We start from the raw sequence: 17,113 nt of genomic DNA on the forward strand, positions 1-17,113 counted from the left end.
CATCGGGCACCCCGCCGAGCACTTCCCGCACTGGAAACAGCGCCGAACCGAACTCCCCGACAGGGCCTCCACTTTTCTCACGAACCCGAGATTCATCGTCTCGGTCGATAGCTGCATCTTGGTGTGTTTCACGGTGCCTCCATGGGGCGGGGATGGCCGAAGGAGCTGCGGGGGCGGGCGGAGACGCCGGCGATGAGGGTGAACCGGCGGCGCGGAGCGTGGGGAAGGAGGTGCTCCATTGGACCGTCCTTTGAAATCGAGCAGTTGTGTTTTAGTTTCAGTAAACCGGTGGCCGCCAAATGCAGTTATTCTTGCATGGTGGGCGAAGTGTTTTTAGTGTGACTAAAACAGCTACCACAGCTTCGGATGGTTTGTCAATGTCATAATAAAACAACGTATGTTGGGGCGGGTCTCCGATGGTTTTTGTTAATTATGCTCGACATGGTAACAAAAAGACAACAAAGAATGGGCGCTCTTTGACAAGAGGTGCGAAATGAATTACAAGGGTTGGTGATCACGTTGCGAAGGTGAGGTTTCCAATCGGCGAGCTCGGACGACTCTATGGCTACCTGCGGGGGTGCCGGAGAAGCTATTTTCTCGGCGCCCTCTGTCTTGTCGGGACCAACGGCCTCGCCCTTGTTGTCCCGTGGCTCCTGAAGCTGGCGGTGGAAGCCCTCCGGAGGCCGGCGGAAGCGCACCATACGCCTGCCTGGTACGGCGGGGCGATTGTCGGGGTGGCAGCGCTTCAGGGTGGGGTGCGGATCTTTTCGCGCACGACGCTGCTCCATGCGGCCCGCCGGATCGAATACGCCATCCGCGAGGAGCTCTACGCAAAACTCCTCTCCCTCGATCTTCCCTATTTCTCCGGCGAACGGACCGGCGACCTCATGTCCCGCTTCGCCAACGACCTGACCAATATCCGGATGCTCCTCGGTTTCGGGGTGCTCAACGTCATCAATACCGCCGTCATTTACGGCGCCGCCTTCGTCCTCATGGGAAGGATCAGTGTGGTGCTGACCCTCTGCGCCGTGGCGCCTCTTCCGCTCATGATCTACTGCGTGAAGGGGCTTACCCGTCGGATGTACCATCACTCGAAGCGGGCGCAGGAGGAGCTGGCACGGCTGACGAGCCAGGCCGAGGAAAACATCTCGGCGGCGATGGTGGTACGGGCCTACTGCCGCGAGGCGGCGGCGGTCGATGCCTTCCGGGAGATCGGCCGCAGCTACCAGGCAAGCAATATGGCGATGGCGCGGCTGCGGGGGGTGATCCTTCCGCTCATGGCGGCGACGTCGGCGCTGGGGACCCTGGTGGTCCTCTTCCTCGGCGGCCAGCGGGTCATAGCGGGGGCGATGACCCTGGGCGATTTTGTTGCCTTCAATGGCTATCTCGCCATGCTCGTCTGGCCTACGGTGGTCTTCGGCTGGATTCTGAATCTCGTCCAGCGGGGGGCGGCTTCCATGGCGCGCCTCAACGAGGTGCTGGACGCCCGCGCCCGGGTGGTGGAGCCGGCCGATCCGGCGCCGGTGGCGGCCCTGCGGGGAAAAATCGAGCTGCGCGGGCTCTCGTTCGGCTACAACGGCGGCGAAATGCTCCGGGGGATATCTCTTGAGATCGAGCCGGGGCAAAGGGTCGGCATCGTCGGGAGGGTCGGGAGCGGCAAGTCGACCCTGGTCCGGCTCGTCGCCCGGCTCTTTCCGGTGGCGGACGGGGAGCTCTTCATCGACGGCATCGACATCAACCGGATTCCACTCGGGGTCCTGCGCGGGGCCATCGGTTTCGTTCCCCAGGAGGGGTTTCTCTTTTCCCGCACCATCAGGGAGAACATCGCCTACGGCAAGGAGGGGGCCGCTGAGGTGGAGGTGCTGGCTGCGGCGCGGCTGGCCCGACTCGATGTCGACCTGCAGCGCTTTCCCGACGGCTACGATACCCTGGTCGGCGAACGGGGGGTGACGCTGTCGGGGGGGCAGAGGCAGCGGGCCGCCATCGCCCGGGCGCTCCTCAAGGATCCGGCGATTCTGGTGCTTGACGATCCCCTCTCGGCGGTGGATGCCCGCACCGAGGAGGAGATCCTGCGGGAGCTTGCCGGCTACTACGGCACGCGGACCGTCCTGATTGTCTCCCATCGCCTGTCGGCGGTGCGGGACTGCGACGTCATCGTCGTGCTGGAGGGAGGCGCCGTTGCCGAGCGGGGGAGCCACGACGAGCTTCTGTGGCGTGGGGGGGGGTATGCCGCCATGTGGGAGGAACAGAAGATCCGGGAGGAGATCGCCGGCTTCCGGGACCGCCGGGGGACGGAAAACGTTCTGGAAAAAGAGGCTTTACAAAAAGGGGACGATATACTATAGTCCATCGTTCCGGAGAGATGTCCGAGAGGTCGAAGGAGCACGATTGGAAATCGTGTGTACTGCAAGGTACCGAGGGTTCGAATCCCTCTCTCTCCGCCATAAACAACTTCAGAAAAGCCGCCCCGGGCGGCAGAGCAGTCCATCTCGGCCCGGCGTTTCCGTTTCGGGCCGAGCGCATTTTGCGGGCAGAGCTGATAGCTGGGTCCCGCGCAACGGTAGGTTATGAACCCCGCCAGGTCCGGAAGGAAGCAACGGCAGTAACTGACACCGTGTGCCGCGGGGGAGCCCAGCTATCAGTTGTGCCCGCAAACCCCCTGACTATCCCTTCCCCCATCTTGCCCGAGCACGAACCGTTCACGCAGTGAGGTGCTTATACATTGTCCTATCTCGTCCTCGCTCGAAAGTGGCGCCCCCAGACCTTCAGTGACCTCACCGGCCAGGGGCATGTCAGCCAGACACTGAAAAACGCCATCGATTCCGGCAGGATCGCCCACGCCTTTCTCTTCACCGGTGCCCGGGGGGTGGGGAAAACCTCATCGGCCCGCATCCTGGCCAAGGCCCTCAACTGTGAACGGGGGATGAGCCCCGAGCCGTGCAACCAGTGCCCCGCCTGCCTGGAGATCACCGCCGGTACCGCCGTGGACGTCCTCGAGATCGACGGCGCCTCCAACACCGGGGTCGACGATATCCGCGAGCTGCGCGAGAACGTCAAGTACCTCCCTTCTCGGCTCCGCTACAAGGTCTTCATTATCGACGAAGTCCACATGCTCTCCACCAGCGCCTTCAACGCCCTGCTGAAGACCCTGGAGGAACCCCCGCCCCACGTCAAGTTCATCTTCGCCACCACCGAGCCCCACAAGGTCCCGATCACCATCCTCTCCCGCTGTCAGCGCTTCGACTTCAAGCGGATTCCCCTCGGCCAGGTGGTGGAGCGGCTCCGCTTCATCGTCGCCCGGGAACGGATCACCATCAGCGACGAGGCCCTCACCGTCGTGGCCCGCAAGGGGGACGGGAGCATGCGCGACTCCCTCTCGGTCCTCGACCAGGTCCTCGCCTTCTGCGGCGACCAGGTGCGGGACGAGGAGGTGGCAAATCTGCTCGGCGTCGTCGACAGGCGGCTCCTGCTGGAGGCTTCGGCGGCGGTCTTTGCCCGTGACACCGCGTCGGCCCTCGGCGTTGCGGCGAAGGTGGACGGTTTCGGCTACAGCATGCGGCAGTTTTGCGGCGAACTGATCGACCATTTCCGGAATCTGATGATCCTTGCGGCGGTGGCCGATCCCCGGGATCTACTCGATCTCTCCGAGGCCGAGCTCTCGGCGCTCCGGGAACAGGCGGCGGCCGTGCCGCTCGCCGACCTTCAGCGGCATCTGACGATCCTGCTGCGGGCGGAAGGGGAGATGGCCCATTCGTCCTACCCCCGGCTCCTGCTCGAACTGACCCTTATCAAGATGGCGACCCTGGCGCCGGTGGTGCCGGTGGACGACCTTCTGGAGCGGCTGAGAAAGATCGAATCCGCCGGGGGAGGGGGAGTCGCTGCCGATGCACGTGCCCAGTGGCGTCCCGCAGGGGGGGCGTCCAGCGCGACACCCGCTGCGTCACGTCCTCCGGAGCAACAACCGGCGGCGGGTCTCTCCCCTTCGGCGGCGCGCGCTCCGGGGCAGAGTCCGGCTCCTGCGCAACCCGTCTCCGAACCCCCTCCCCCGAACGCTGCCGCCAGGGGGGGCGCGGCTCCCGAACCCCGCCGGACTGGGGACGACTGGGCTGATTTTGTCGCCTTTGCCAAAGGGTCGAAGGTGCGGCTCGGATCCCTGCTGGAGCATGGCAGCCCCCTCGCCGTCACCGCCGAACGGCTCGAAATCGGGTTTCCCGAGGGATCGTTCGCACTCACGAGCCTCAAGGACCGCGATTCTCTCGCTTCCCTGAAGGAGTTGGCTGCACGCTTTTTCGGCGCCGAACCGGTGGTGGTTCTCAAGCCGCTGGCGGGAGGAGGCGGGGCGCCGCCCAATCTCCTGGAAAAAAAAAGAGCTGAATCCGCCCGGCGTGAGGCTGATCTCCGGCAGGCTGCCGCATCCCATCCGGCGGTCTCGGCAGTCCTTGATGTCTTCGGAGGAACCATTGCCGAGGTCGTTCCCCTGGGGTCAAAGGAAAAAGTATAACTTTGTTTTGATCACAGCAAAACTCTTTGAGTGAAAGTAAATTTTCTATCACCACAGACGGAGGAAGAGATGTCCAAAGGTTTGGCAGGTATCATGAAGCAGGCCCAGATGATGCAGCAGAAGATGGCGAAACTCCAGGAAGAGGCGGCGAACCGTACCGCCGAGGCGACCGCCGGCGGCGGGGCGGTGGTGGCCGTGGTGAGTGGCAAAAACCAGCTTCTTTCCCTGAGCATCAAGAAGGAGGCGGTGGATCCGGAAGATGTGGAGATGCTCCAGGATCTGGTCATGGCGGCGGTGAACGAGGCGCTGAAGAAGGTTCAGTCCCAGTTCTCCGAAGAGATGAGCAAGATCACTGGCGGGCTGAATATTCCCGGTCTCTTCTGAGGCCGAGGTATACGGAAAATTGATTTGCCGTTCGTCTTCGCCGTCTCCGCCGATGGGTTCCGGAAAGGAGGGGTGGCGGCGGCTGTCCGGGAAACGCCAAACGTTGCAAGATGTTATGGCGTTTTTTATTTAAACTGAAAAAATTCAATAACAATGTAATCAAAAAATGTTTTATATGTCGGTAAAAATATGATACATTTCTCAAGTTCATTGACCAGGCTTCTCGCCGAGTTGCAGAAACTTCCGGGAGTCGGCGAGAAGACGGCGCTGCGATTTGCCTTTCACCTCCTGAAATCTCCCGATAACGCCAATGCCCTCGCCGAGAGTCTGTGCGCGGTAACATCCCGGGTGAGGTTCTGCTCGACCTGCTTCGGCATCACCGAGGAGGATCCCTGTCGGCTCTGCACCGGTCTGCGGGAAGAGACCTCCCTCTGTGTCGTGGAGGAACCCCAGGACCTCCTGGCCGTGGAACGGACCGGGGCGTTCCGGGGGCGCTATCACGTCCTGCAGGGGGCCCTGTCGCCGCTTAACGGCGTCACTCCCTCCCGGTTGCGGATCGCCGAACTGATGGCGCGGCTCGGGGAGGGGACGGTGCAGGAGGTGGTGATCGCTACCAACTTCTCAGTGGAGGGGGAGGCGACGGCACTCTATCTGGCCCGCCTCATCAAGCCGCTTGGGATCAGGGTCACGAGGCTCGCCCACGGCATTCCGACCGGGAGCGATCTGGAGTATGTGGATGCCGCCACGGTGCAGCGGGCACTGGAAGGGCGAAACGAACTGTAGTGGTTGATCTGACTGTGTGGTTCCGTAAACCGCAGACTAACGAACAGTTACGGCTGTGCGTACTATCCAAGAGGAGGAGTGTATGAGCAGAAAAATGGTAACGATCGATGGCAACACCGCCGCTGCCCACGTGGCCCACGCCACCAACGAGGTGATCGCCATCTACCCCATCACCCCTTCGTCGGTCATGGGCGAGATCTCCGACATGAAGAGTGCCATGGGCGAGAAGAATATCTGGGGGACCGTGCCCTCGGTCGCCGAGATGCAGTCCGAAGGGGGCGCCTCCGGCGCCGTCCACGGTGCGCTTCAGGCGGGTGCCCTCACCACCACCTTCACCGCCAGCCAGGGGCTTCTCCTCATGATCCCCAACATGTTCAAGATCGCCGGCGAGCTCACCTCTACGGTCTTTCACGTCTCGGCCCGCGCCATCGCGGCCCAGGCCCTCTCCATCTTCGGCGACCACTCCGACGTCATGGCGTGCCGTTCCACCGGCTGGGCCATGCTCTGCTCCAACAACGTCCAGGAGGTCATGGACTTCGCCCTCATCGCCCAGGCGGCGACCCTCCGTGCCCGGGTGCCGTTCCTCCACTTCTTCGACGGTTTCCGGACCTCCCACGAGGTGCAGAAGGTCGAAGAGCTCACTTACGACGATATGCGTGCCATGCTCGACGAGGAACTTATCAGGGCCCACCGCGAGCGTGGCCTCTGTCCCGACCGTCCGGTCATGCGCGGTACTGCCCAGAATCCCGACGTCTACTTCCAGGGGCGCGAGACTGTTAATAAATATTACCCGGCAGCGGAGGAGATCGTCCAGGAGGAGATGGACAAGTTCGCCAAGATCGCTGGCCGCCAGTACAAGCTGGTCGATTACGTCGGCGCCCCCGACGCCGAGCGGGTGATCGTCATTATGGGCTCCGGCGCTGACACGGTCCAGGAGACCGTGGAAAATCTCGCCGCCAAGGGAGAGAAGGTCGGCGTGGTCAAGGTCCGCCTTTTCCGTCCTTTCCCAGTCGACGCCTTTGTGGCGGCGCTTCCCGCCACCGTGAAGAAGATCGCGGTCCTCGACCGGACCAAGGAGCCCGGTTCTCTGGGCGAGCCGCTCTACCTCGACGTCCGCACCGCCCTCGGCGAGGCGATGGCTGACGGGAAGACCCCCTTCACCTCCTATCCCGCCACCGTCGGCGGCCGTTACGGCCTCGGCTCCAAGGAGTTCACCCCGGCCATGGCGAAGGCGGTCTTCGACAACCTGAAGGACGACCGGCCGAAGAACCACTTCGTGGTGGGGATCAAGGAAGATGTCTGCAATACGAGTCTCGACTTCGACCCGGCCTTCACCAACCCGGCTCCGGGGCTCTATTCCGCCATGTTCTACGGTCTCGGCGCCGACGGCACCGTGGGGGCGAACAAGAACTCCATCAAGATCATTGGCGAGAAGACCGACAACAATGCCCAGGCCTACTTCGTCTATGACTCCAAGAAGTCGGGCTCCATCACCACCTCCCACCTGCGCTTCGGCAAGAACCCGATCCGTTCGCCGTACCTGATCGACCAGGCCGACTTCGTCGCCTGCCACAATTTCTCCTTCCTGGAGAAATACGACATGCTCTCCAAGGCGAAGGCGGGCGCCACCTTCCTCCTCTGCTCCCCCTTCGGCAAGGAAGAAGTCTGGGACAGAATGCCGATTGAAGTACAGCAGCAGATCATTGGCAAGAAGCTGAAGTTTTACGTGATCAACGCCATCAAGCTGGCCGAGGAGCTCGGTCTCGGCGCCCGCATCAACGTCATCATGCAGACCGCCTTCTTCAAGATCTCCGGCATCATCCCGCTGGAGACCGCCCTTGCCGCCATCAAGGACGCTATCAAGAAGACCTACGGCAAGGCTGGCGAGAAGGTCGTGGAGATGAACTACAAGTCGGTGGACGTGGCCCTCGAGAACATCTATGAGGTCCAGGTGCCGGCGACGGCCACGAGTGCCATCCGCAAGCCGCCGGTGGTTTCCGCCAATGCCCCCGCCTTCGTGCAGGACGTGACCGCCACCATCATCGCCGGCTACGGCGACGACGTGCCGGTTTCCAAAATGCCGGCCGACGGCACCTTCCCCACCGGCACCTCCCAGTACGAGAAGCGGAATATCGCCGTCGAGATTCCGATCTGGGACGAGGCGATCTGCATCCAGTGCGGCATCTGCTCCTTCGTCTGCCCCCACGCCACCATTCGCCTGAAGGCTTACGAGCCCACGCTTCTCGAGAAGGCTCCGAAGAGCTTCAAGTCGGCGGATGCCCGCGGTCCCGAGTTCAAGGGGCTGAAGTTCACCGTCCAGGTAGCTCCCGAGGACTGCACCGGCTGCGGTGCCTGCGTCCACAACTGCCCGGCCAAGAGCAAGGACGATCCGAACCACAAGGCGATCAACATGGAGTTCCAGCCTCCCATCCGCGAGCGGGAGGCGGCCAACTGGGACTTCTTCTTCTCCCTTCCCGATACCGATCCGAAGCTCATCAAGCGGGACACCCTCAAGGGTAGCCAGCTGGTGCGGTCGCTCTTCGAGTTTTCCGGCGCTTGCGCCGGCTGCGGCGAGACCCCGTTCCTGAACCTCCTCTCCCAGCTCTTCGGTGACCGCCTCTTCGTCGCCAACGCCACCGGCTGCACCTCCATCTACGGCGGGAACCTACCGACCACCCCGTGGGCGAAACGGGCCGACGGCCGTGGTCCGGCCTGGTCCAACTCCCTCTTCGAGGACAACGCCGAGTTCGGTTTCGGCATGCGGCTCGCCGTCGACAAGTTCAGCCAGGCGGCCCTTGAGCTCCTCGACGAGCTGATGACCTGCGGCTGCAAGTCTTGCGAATCTTTCTTGGGGATCATGGCCGAGATCAAGAACGCCGACCAGTCGACCCAGGAGGGGATCGAGCTACAGCGGGAGCGGGTGGCAAACCTCAAGAAGACCCTCGAGTCGTGTCCCGAGCCGGCGGCGAAGCGTCTCATCTCGCTGGCCGACTACCTGGTGAAGAAGTCGGTCTGGTGCGTCGGCGGCGATGGATGGGCCTACGACATCGGCTACGGCGTCCTCGATCATGTCATCGCCAGCGGCAAGAACATCAACCTGCTGGTACTCGACACCGAGGTTTACTCCAACACAGGCGGTCAGGCCTCGAAATCGACCCCGCTCGGCGCCGTGGCCCAATTCGCCGCCGGCGGCAAGGGGATGCCGAAGAAGGACCTCGGCATGATCGCCATGGCCTACGGCAACGTCTATGTGGCCAACGTCTCCCTTGCCAACCCGACCCAGTGCGTGAAGGCCTTCATCGAGGCCGAGGCCTATAACGGCCCCTCCCTCATCATTGCCTACTCGCACTGCATCGCCCACGGCATCGACATGTCCAAGGGTGTGGATGAGAACAAGAAGGCGGTCGCCTCGGGCTACTGGCCCCTCTACCGCTATAATCCGGCGCTGGCGGCAGAAGGGAAGAACCCGCTGCAGCTCGACAGCAAGGCGCCGACCATCTCCTTCGAGGAGTATGCCCTCAGCGAGAACCGCTACCGTGTTCTCAAGAAGAACAATCCGGAAGCGGCTGCCCTTCTGATGCAGAAGGGGAGTGAGTGGACGAAGCGGCGCTTCGCCTACTATGAGAAGCTGGCCGCCCTCGCCTTCGGCGAGTAGTAAGCAGCTTCAACTCCACCACAACGAAAAAGCCCCGGCACGGATTGTGTGCCGGGGCTTTTTCGCTGCCGCCGTAAGGGGTTTATCCCCTTGAACCGGCGTCAACATTTTGTTATAAACAAGCTGATGTACGCATGAGACCGCCCGACCGGCGAAGAGGTGCTCCATGGCTTATCCTCAGATGGTGATGTACGATGAGGAGTTCAAGCAGATAAACTTCGTGATTGAGAAACTCCTCCGGGAGGCCAACGCCAAGGTGATTTTCCTGGTCGACAAGAACGGCCAGCTCATCTCCGGCGTCGGCGAGACGGACCGGTTCGACACGACCTCGCTTGCCTCTCTCACCGCGGGGAACATCGCCGCCACCGGCGGCCTGGCCAAGCTGATCGGCGAGAAGGAGTTCTCCATCCTCTTCCACGAAGGGGAGAAGGACAACCTCCACATCTCCATCGTCGGGGGACGGGTGATCCTGGTGGTCATCTTCGACAACCGCTCGTCACTGGGGCTCGTGCGGCTGCGGGTGAAAAAGGCCTCGGAGGAGCTGACCGGCATCTTCGACCGGCTCGTGCGGAAGGCAGAAGAGAAGGAGCGGAGCGGGGTGCCGGAGTTTCCCTTCGCCGAGATCACCGACGACGATATCGACAACCTGTTCAGCTAGCCCGAGGTACGTTGGATGTCTTTCATTAATTACGCGTCGCGCGAGATCAACTGCAAGATCGTCTATTACGGGCCGGGCCTCTGCGGCAAGACGACCAATCTCCAGTACGTCTACCAGAAGACTGCTCCCGAGGCGAAGGGGAAGATGATCAGCCTCGCCACGGAGACGGAACGGACCCTCTTCTTCGACTTCCTCCCCCTGGCCCTGGGGGAGATTCGTGGCTTCAAAACTCGCTTCCACCTCTACACCGTCCCCGGTCAGGTCTTCTACGATGCCTCCCGGAAGCTGATCCTCAAGGGGGTCGATGGGGTGGTGTTCGTGGCCGACTCTCAGGAGGAGCGGATGGACGCGAATATCGAGTCCCTCGAGAACCTCCGCTTCAACCTGAAGGAGCAGGGGTACGACCTCGACAGGCTTCCCTACGTGGTCCAGTACAACAAGCGGGATCTCCCCGGCGTGCTGCCGGTGGAGGAGCTGCGGCAGGAGCTGAACCCCACGGGGGTCCCCGACTTCGAGGCCTGTGCCGCCACGGGGGAGGGGGTCTTCGAGACTCTCAAGGCGGTGGCAAAGCTGATCCTCATCGACCTGAAGAAAGGGAGATGAACCCGGGGGCGGTTTCGCGCCGCTGCGTCGACGAGCCCATGGGGTAACCCGTGGGTTTTTTCTTTTGCCGCGCAAGGGAGACCGATGCACTACGGCAACGCCTACGAAGACGAGATAGTCGGCAGGGCCTACGACCGGCGCCTCATGGGGCGCTTCCTCCGGTACGTGCGGCCGTACGCCGGACTCGCCGCGGCATCGCTGGCGCTTCTCCCCCTTTCCGCGGCGGTCCGCCTGGCCCAGCCCTGGCTTCTCAAGGTGGCGATCGACGAGCACATCGTCTCCGGGCGGATGGAGGGGCTACCCCTGGTGGCGGCGGGCTTTTTTGCGCTGATCATCGCCGAGTCGCTTTTCACCTTCCTTGAGGCATGGCTGCTCCAGTACCTCGGGCAGCGGGTCATGTTCGACCTGCGGCTGGAACTCTTCGCCCGCGTCCAGCGTCTGCCGATCCCTTTCTTCGACCGGACCCCCACCGGCAGCCTCGTGACCCGGCTCACCAGCGACGTGGAGGTCCTAGGCGAGATGTTCGCCGCCGGCATCATCACCGTGGTGGGGGACATCCTCTTTCTCGCGGGGATCGTTGGCGTCATGCTCTGGATGAACCCCGCCCTCTCCCTGGTCACCTTCTCAGTCCTGCCGCTCCTCGTCTGGGTCGCCTTCACCTTCCGGGTCCGAATGCGCACGACGTTCCGCGAGGTCCGCGCCCGGTTCGCAAGCCTCAACACCTTCCTGGCGGAAACCATCGGCGGCATGGCCATCGTGCAGCTCTTCAACCGCCAGGAGCACGAGCGCCGGGAGTTCACCCGGCTCAACGCCGCTTACCGCGACGCCAATCTTCCGGTCATCACCTGGGATGCCTCGCTCTACGCCCTCGTGGAGGCCCTCTCGTCGGTGGCGGTAGGACTCATCGTCTGGTACGGCGGCGGCGAGATCGGGCGGGGGGCGCTCACCTTCGGTGCCCTGGTCGCCTTCATCCAGTACATCGAGAAGTTTTTCGGCCCGATCCGGGATCTCTCCGCCAAGTACTCGATCATGCAGGGGGCGATGGCAGCGCTGGAGCGGATCTTCAACCTGCTGGACGCGGAAGGGGGCGTTTCCTCCCCCGTGCCTCACCCCGTGGGAGAGGAGGGGGGAAGACCGGTGGAGGGGGCGGTGGAAACGATCGAGTTCCGGGATGTCTGGTTCGCCTACCGGGACGACGACCATGTCCTGCGGGGGTTCAATCTCATGGTCCGCCGCGGCGAGAAGGTGGCGCTGGTCGGCGAGACCGGCGGGGGGAAGACCACGGTGACGCGCCTCCTCTCCCGCTTTTACGACGTCTCCCGGGGGAGCATCCGGTTCGACGGCATCGACATCCGGGAGCTTCCCCTCCCGGATCTCCGCCGTCGGATCGGGGTGGTTCTCCAGGAGCCGTACCTCTTTACCGGGACGGTTGCCTTCAACATCTCCCTCGGCGACGAGATGGCCGCGCGCCGGGTCGAGGAGGCCGCCCGCCTCGTCGGGGCCGACCGCTTCATCCGGGCACTTCCCAACGGCTACGACGAGGAGGTGCGAGAACGGGGAGGAAACTTCTCCGCCGGCGAGCGCCAGCTCATCTCCTTTGCCCGGGCCGTTGCCTTCGATCCCGAGATCCTCGTCCTCGACGAGGCGACCGCCAGCGTCGATTCGGCCAGTGAGCGACTGATCCAGGAGGGGCTGCGGGGACTCATGGCCGGCCGGACGTCGTTTGTCGTCGCCCACCGGCTCTCCACGATCCAGGATGCGGACCGGATCTGCGTCATCCATCGGGGTGAGAAGGTGGAGGAGGGGACCCACCGGGAGCTGCTGGCCGCCGGCGGGCTCTACAGCCGGCTCCATCGACTGCAATTCAGGGAACAGGAGCGGACATGAAGCATCTCATCCTCGGCACCGCCGGCCACATCGACCATGGCAAGACCTCCCTGGTGCGGGCCCTGACCGGCATCGACACCGACCGGCTCCCGGAGGAGAAGAAGCGCGGCATCACCATCGAGCTCGGCTTCGCCCACCTGGAGCTTCCAGGGGGGATCCGGTTCGGGATCGTCGATGTGCCGGGGCACGAGCGCTTCGTCCGGACCATGGTGGCCGGCGTGGGGGGGATGGATCTCGTGATACTTGTCATCGCCGCCGACGAGGGGGTGATGCCCCAGACCCGGGAGCACCTGGAGATCTGCCAGCTCCTGGGGGTCCGCCGGGGGGTCGTGGCCCTCACCAAGAGCGACATGGTGGATCCCGAGTGGCTCGGCCTCGTGGCCGAGGAGGTGCGGGAGTACCTTGCCGGGAGCTTTCTGGAGGGGGCGCCGGTGGTGGCGGTGTCGTCGCGGACCGGTGCCGGCCTGGACGAACTCAGGGGGGAGCTGGCGCGCCTCGGGGCAGAGGTCGAGGAGAAGAAGGGGGAGGGACCGTTCCGCCTCCCGATCGACCGGGTCTTCACCGTTACCGGCTTCGGCACCGTCGTGACCGGGACCCTCCTGGCGGGGGAGATCCAGGTCGGCGACGAGGTGGAGCTGCTGCCGTCGGGGCGCCCGGCCCGGGTGCGGGGGGTCCAGACCCATGGGCGGAAGGGGGAAGCCGCCGCCGCCGGCCAGCGGGTAGCGGTGAACCTGCAGGGAGTGGAGCACACGGAGGTGGCGCGGGGGGATATCGTCATTCCCCGCGGCGTCTACCGCACCACCCGTGCCGTGGACGCCTGCCTCGACTACCTCCCCTCGGCGCCCAAGGAGCTGCGGCACCGGGCGACGCTTCGCCTCCATTCGGCCACCTACGAGGTTGCGGCCCAGGTGATCCTCCTCGACCGCGACATCCTCCAGCCGGGAGAGTCGGCCTTCGTCCAGCTTCGCCTCAAGTCGCCGGTGCTCCTCCTCCCCGGCGACCCCTTCGTCCTCCGCACCTACTCTCCCGCGGCGACCGTTGGCGGCGGGCGGGTCCTCGACCCGATGCCTCCCCGGCACCGACGCCGCAGTACCGAGGCCCTGCAGCTCCTCGACGCCCTAGGCGGAGGCGACGACAGAGAGAAGGTGCGCTGGCTCGTGGCGGGAAGCCTCCTTTCCGGCGTCACCCTGGAGGAGATCGCGGTCCGCAGCGGCCTTGCGGCCAGGAGGTGCGAGGGGGCCCTTGCCTTCCTCCTCTCCTCCGGCGAGGTGGTACAGGTGGTCCGCGAGCCCCGGATCTTCCTCTCCCGTGACGCCTTCGGGGCGTTGAAAGAGCTCCTGCTCGGCGAGGTGGAAGGGTTTCTCCGGGAAAACACCCTCAGGGACGGCATCGGGAAGGAGGAACTCAAGACCCGAATCCCCCGTCGGAGCGACCGGAGGTTTTTCGGCCCGCTCCTCCAGGCCCTCGAAAAGGAGGGGAAGGTGGTGGTCGACCGGGAGCTGGTCAAGCTCCCCGGCCGCAAGGGAAGCGCCACCGCCGGCCAGGCGGGGCTCCAGGCGCGGATCGAGGCGGCGCTGGTGCGGGGAGGAGCGGAGCCGCCAACGGTGAAAGAGCTCTGCGAGGCGCTTCGCTGCGGTGAGAAGGAGCTTCTCGAGCACCTTGCGGTCCTGGTCCGGGAAGGGCGGGTGGTGAAGGTGAAGAGCGATTTCTTCTACGCCCCGGAGGCGCTGGCGGCGCTGCGGGAGAAACTCATTGCGAGTCTCAGGGAAAAGGGGGAGATCACGCCTCCCGAGTTCCGGGAGATCACTGGGCTCTCCCGCAAGTTCATGATCCCGCTTCTGGAGTACTTCGACCAGGAGAAGGTGACCATCCGCGTCGGCGACAAGCGGGTGCTCCGAAAAGGGTAGCGGAGCGATCCGGGCCCCCGAGGGGACATCTCACCAGTCGGCCGGATTCCGGGTCATTTCTTGTGGCACTCGACGCAGAGCGGATCGCTCACGCGCCGTTTCAGCAGGGCGTCAGGGTCCTTCGCCTCAGCTTTTCCCATGAGGCGCTCCCCCATCCTGTGGCAGCCGAAGCAGCCGCGCCCCTGCAGCGCCTGGTGCATCCGGACCATGCCGGGCTTCTTGCTGTGGCATTCCTTGCATTCGAAGATGCCGCCCCAAGCGCTTCCGGCCGCGGCGGCGGTGAGTAATCCCGCGATGACTAGTCTCGTAAGCATGATGCACTCTCCGTTGTCTTTTATCCCACCCTATTTGACGCTCCTTCGGATGGCATTGACCAAAGTCAAATTTTCCCGGTGCCCGGAAAAGTCGTACCAGTAGCCCGCTCGCTGCGCCGCGGGAATAAATCCCTTCACAAACGGGGGAGAGTGTGGTAACTAACATTCGCTTCCGGAAAGTGCACCCTCTCCTCACCAGCTCACGAAGACGACACCAATGGCCAAGAAAATCTGCATCGCGAACCAGAAGGGGGGGGTCGGCAAGACCACCACCGCGGTGAACCTCGCTGCGTCGCTTGCCGCCGCCGAAAAGCGGACGCTCCTCGTGGACATGGATCCCCAGGGGAACGCCGGCAGCGGGGTAGGCATCGACAAGGGGGGGCTTGCCGAGTCGGTCTACGACGCGATTATCAACGATGCGGACCCCGTGACGCTCGTGGTCCCGACCGATCTGGCGTTTCTGGAGCTTCTCCCCTCCACCACCGATCTGGCCGGCGCCGAACTGGAGCTGGTGGCCACCGAAGGGCGGGAATGGAAGCTCAAGCAGGCCCTCTCCCGCCTCGACGGCCGCTACGACTATATCCTCATCGACTGCCCTCCTTCGCTCGGGCTGCTGACGGTCAATGCCATGGCGGCCGCCGACTCGGTACTCATCCCGCTTCAGTGCGAGTACTACGCCATGGAGGGGCTGTCCCAGATCATAAAGACCATCAAGCTCGTCCAGAAGGGGCTCAATCCGAAGCTCGGGATCGAGGGGATCCTCCTCACCATGTACGACGGCCGAAACAATCTTGCCCGTCAGGTGAGCGAGGAGATCAGGACGCACTTCAAGGATCTGGCGTTCGAGACCGTCATCCCCCGCAACGTCAGGCTCTCCGAGGCGCCAAGCCATGGCCGCCCCATTATCCTGTACGACATCACCTCCAAGGGGGCGGTCACCTACATGGAGCTAGCGAAGGAACTCATGGGGAGGGAGACACGCCATGGTTAGGAAAACCGGTCTCGGCAAGGGGATGGCCGCTCTTCTCCCGGTGGTCGAGGAAGAGGGGAAGCGCTATTTCTCCTGTCCGATCGAAGAGATACGCCCCAACAAGAACCAGCCCCGCAAGACCTTTGTCCCGGAAAAACTCGATGAGCTGGCCGCGTCGATTCGCGAGAAAGGGATCATTCAGCCGCTGGTGGTGCGCAGGAAGGGAGACCACTACGAACTGATTGCCGGCGAGCGCCGCTGGCGTGCCGCCCAGAAGGCGGAACTGCGCGAAGTTCCGGTGGTCATCCAGGATGTCTCCGAGGACACGGCGCTGGAGATGGCGCTCATCGAGAATATCCAGCGGGAAGACCTCAATGCCGTGGAAGAGGCGGAGGCCTACCGTGCGTTGATGGAAACCTTCGGCCTCACCCAGGAAGAGCTGGCGAAGCGGGTCGGGAAAGACCGCTCCACCGTTGCCAACTCGCTGCGGCTGCTCAAGCTTTCTCCCGAGCTGAAAAAGGATATCGTTGAGGAGCGCCTCGCCATGGGGCACGCCCGGGCCCTGCTGTCGCTCGAAAGTCATGAGCAGCAGCGGGAGGCGCGCGAGGCGATCGTGCGTGGGAACCTGACGGTGCGGGAAGCCGAGGCGCTGGTGAAGCGGGTCCGGTCCGGCCCCAGGCCCAAGGCGGGCGCGAAAGCGAAGGCCGACCTCCATGCCTCCGACCTCGTGGAGCAGCTCCAGCGCCGTTTCATGGCCAAGGTCGCCATACGCCGCAGCGGCAAGGGCGGTCGCATCGAGATTGCGTTCGGCGGGCAGGATGAACTGACGCGGCTCGCGGAACTTCTTCTCGGCTGAAAACCGTTGTGCCGCCTGAATCCGGGAATTATTCAGATATTGCAAATCATATAAAAAACTTGACAGGGCCATTGGCCTGTGGTAGCTAACGTCTATTTGCGGCCGACCGACCGTATTTTTTTTGCATACTGTATACAAAATTCATTCAAGAATTCGACGGGGTGGTAGCGTGATTAGTTTGGATCTTGCCTTTGTCATCCAGGTAGTGAACTTTCTGGTGCTGATGCTGGTGCTGAACATCCTTCTCTACAAACCGATCAGGAAGGTCATTGCCGATCGCAAGGCGAAGATCGAGGGGGCCAAGGAGCGTGCGGCCGCGGTAGACCGGGAGGTGCAGGAGAAGGTCGCACTGTACGAGGCCCGGCTGCGCGAGGTCAAGGCCAAGGCGGGCGAGGAGCGCGAGGCGCTCCGGAAAGAGGCGCAGCAGGAGCAGGCGGTCCGGCTCGAGCGTGCCCGCGCCGAAGCGGCCGATTCCCTCTCCACGATCAAGAACCGGGTGGCGAAGGAGGCTGCTGACGCAAAGGAGCTCCTGAAGGAGCAGGCCCGCGCCCTGTCGCTCGAAATTTGCGAGAAAGTGCTTGGGAGGAGTCTGTAA

The 17,113-nt window shown here is 63.6% G+C and carries 13 protein-coding genes, 1 tRNA gene, 1 other RNA gene and 1 pseudogene; 14 read left to right on the forward strand and 2 right to left on the reverse strand.

Going from position 1 to position 17,113, the window contains the following annotated elements; translation table 11 throughout:
* Positions 1 to 132 (reverse strand): annotated as a pseudogene (locus tag M6689_RS09115) (heterodisulfide reductase subunit C); the annotation flags it as partial.
* Positions 133 to 569: 437 nt separating this feature from the next.
* Here M6689_RS09115 and M6689_RS09120 point away from each other — a divergent pair.
* The 11 genes from M6689_RS09120 to selB all read left to right on the forward strand — a co-directional run bounded on the left by M6689_RS09120 (position 570) and on the right by selB (position 14,378).
* Complete coding sequence (locus tag M6689_RS09120) at positions 570 to 2,345, forward strand: ABC transporter ATP-binding protein (protein WP_298270635.1); 1,776 nt, start codon at positions 570 to 572, stop codon at positions 2,343 to 2,345.
* A gap of 11 nt (positions 2,346 to 2,356) precedes the next feature.
* Positions 2,357 to 2,444 (forward strand) — tRNA-Ser (locus tag M6689_RS09125).
* A gap of 97 nt (positions 2,445 to 2,541) precedes the next feature.
* Positions 2,542 to 2,640: signal recognition particle sRNA small type (gene ffs, locus M6689_RS09130), an RNA gene on the forward strand.
* Between the two features lie 82 nt (positions 2,641 to 2,722).
* Entirely contained in the window at positions 2,723 to 4,501 is a 1,779-nt protein-coding gene (gene dnaX, locus M6689_RS09135; protein WP_298270558.1) for a DNA polymerase III subunit gamma/tau, read from the forward strand.
* 69 nt (positions 4,502 to 4,570) lie between these two features.
* Complete coding sequence (locus tag M6689_RS09140) at positions 4,571 to 4,885, forward strand: YbaB/EbfC family nucleoid-associated protein (RefSeq protein WP_298270561.1); 315 nt, start codon at positions 4,571 to 4,573, stop codon at positions 4,883 to 4,885.
* A 189-nt stretch (positions 4,886 to 5,074) separates the two neighbouring features.
* On the forward strand, positions 5,075 to 5,668 hold the full coding sequence (gene recR / locus M6689_RS09145) for a recombination mediator RecR (RefSeq protein WP_298270563.1): 594 nt from the start codon (positions 5,075 to 5,077) through the stop codon (positions 5,666 to 5,668).
* A gap of 82 nt (positions 5,669 to 5,750) precedes the next feature.
* Positions 5,751 to 9,323: a pyruvate:ferredoxin (flavodoxin) oxidoreductase gene (gene nifJ / locus M6689_RS09150; protein WP_298270565.1), complete on the forward strand. Its 3,573-nt coding sequence runs from the start codon at positions 5,751 to 5,753 to the stop codon at positions 9,321 to 9,323.
* 166 nt (positions 9,324 to 9,489) lie between these two features.
* The gene (locus tag M6689_RS09155; RefSeq protein WP_298270568.1) at positions 9,490 to 9,981 is read left to right on the forward strand and encodes a roadblock/LC7 domain-containing protein; all 492 of its coding nucleotides are present in this window, start codon (positions 9,490 to 9,492) and stop codon (positions 9,979 to 9,981) included.
* A 15-nt stretch (positions 9,982 to 9,996) separates the two neighbouring features.
* Positions 9,997 to 10,584, forward strand: a complete 588-nt coding sequence (locus M6689_RS09160; protein WP_298270570.1) for a GTPase domain-containing protein — start codon at positions 9,997 to 9,999, stop codon at positions 10,582 to 10,584.
* A gap of 84 nt (positions 10,585 to 10,668) precedes the next feature.
* The gene (locus M6689_RS09165) at positions 10,669 to 12,471 is read left to right on the forward strand and encodes an ABC transporter ATP-binding protein (protein ID WP_298270573.1); all 1,803 of its coding nucleotides are present in this window, start codon (positions 10,669 to 10,671) and stop codon (positions 12,469 to 12,471) included.
* Positions 12,468 to 14,378, forward strand: coding sequence for a selenocysteine-specific translation elongation factor (gene selB, locus M6689_RS09170; protein ID WP_298270576.1), 1,911 nt, complete (start codon positions 12,468 to 12,470; stop codon positions 14,376 to 14,378). Before M6689_RS09165 ends, selB begins: the two co-directional genes overlap by 4 nt.
* Before the next feature lie 53 nt (positions 14,379 to 14,431).
* Here the strand turns inward: selB and M6689_RS09175 are convergent, their stop codons facing one another.
* Positions 14,432 to 14,692 carry a cytochrome c3 family protein gene (locus M6689_RS09175; protein ID WP_298270579.1) on the reverse strand — a complete coding sequence of 87 codons (261 nt, stop codon included), beginning with the start codon at positions 14,690 to 14,692 and terminating at the stop codon, positions 14,432 to 14,434.
* Between the two features lie 217 nt (positions 14,693 to 14,909).
* On the opposite strand from M6689_RS09175, the gene M6689_RS09180 reads away from it, so the two are divergent.
* From M6689_RS09180 to M6689_RS09190, 3 genes are all read left to right on the forward strand, one after another.
* Positions 14,910 to 15,683, forward strand: a complete 774-nt coding sequence (locus tag M6689_RS09180; protein ID WP_298270582.1) for an AAA family ATPase — start codon at positions 14,910 to 14,912, stop codon at positions 15,681 to 15,683.
* Entirely contained in the window at positions 15,676 to 16,518 is an 843-nt protein-coding gene (locus M6689_RS09185; RefSeq protein ID WP_298270584.1) for a ParB/RepB/Spo0J family partition protein, read from the forward strand. The genes M6689_RS09180 and M6689_RS09185 overlap by 8 nt, the downstream gene beginning before the upstream one ends.
* A 169-nt stretch (positions 16,519 to 16,687) precedes the next feature.
* Entirely contained in the window at positions 16,688 to 17,113 is a 426-nt protein-coding gene (locus tag M6689_RS09190) for an ATP synthase F0 subunit B (protein ID WP_298270586.1), read from the forward strand.

Origin of the sequence: Geobacter sp., from assembly GCF_027327745.1 — a bacterium.
GTDB lineage: Bacteria > Desulfobacterota > Desulfuromonadia > Geobacterales > Geobacteraceae > Geobacter.

Bases quoted from the DNA above. Each gene is read 5' to 3' on its own strand.
- M6689_RS09140 (WP_298270561.1), top strand. From the start codon at position 4,571: ATGTCCAAAGGTTTGGCAGGTATCATGAAGCAGGCCCAGATGATGCAG.
- recR (WP_298270563.1), top strand. From the start codon at position 5,075: ATGATACATTTCTCAAGTTCATTGACCAGGCTTCTCGCCGAGTTGCAG.
- nifJ (WP_298270565.1), top strand. From the start codon at position 5,751: ATGAGCAGAAAAATGGTAACGATCGATGGCAACACCGCCGCTGCCCAC.
- M6689_RS09155 (WP_298270568.1), top strand. From the start codon at position 9,490: ATGGCTTATCCTCAGATGGTGATGTACGATGAGGAGTTCAAGCAGATA.
- M6689_RS09160 (WP_298270570.1), top strand. From the start codon at position 9,997: ATGTCTTTCATTAATTACGCGTCGCGCGAGATCAACTGCAAGATCGTC.
- M6689_RS09165 (WP_298270573.1), top strand. From the start codon at position 10,669: ATGCACTACGGCAACGCCTACGAAGACGAGATAGTCGGCAGGGCCTAC.
- selB (WP_298270576.1), top strand. From the start codon at position 12,468: ATGAAGCATCTCATCCTCGGCACCGCCGGCCACATCGACCATGGCAAG.
- M6689_RS09175 (WP_298270579.1), bottom strand. From the start codon at position 14,692: ATGCTTACGAGACTAGTCATCGCGGGATTACTCACCGCCGCCGCGGCC.
- M6689_RS09180 (WP_298270582.1), top strand. From the start codon at position 14,910: ATGGCCAAGAAAATCTGCATCGCGAACCAGAAGGGGGGGGTCGGCAAG.
- M6689_RS09185 (WP_298270584.1), top strand. From the start codon at position 15,676: ATGGTTAGGAAAACCGGTCTCGGCAAGGGGATGGCCGCTCTTCTCCCG.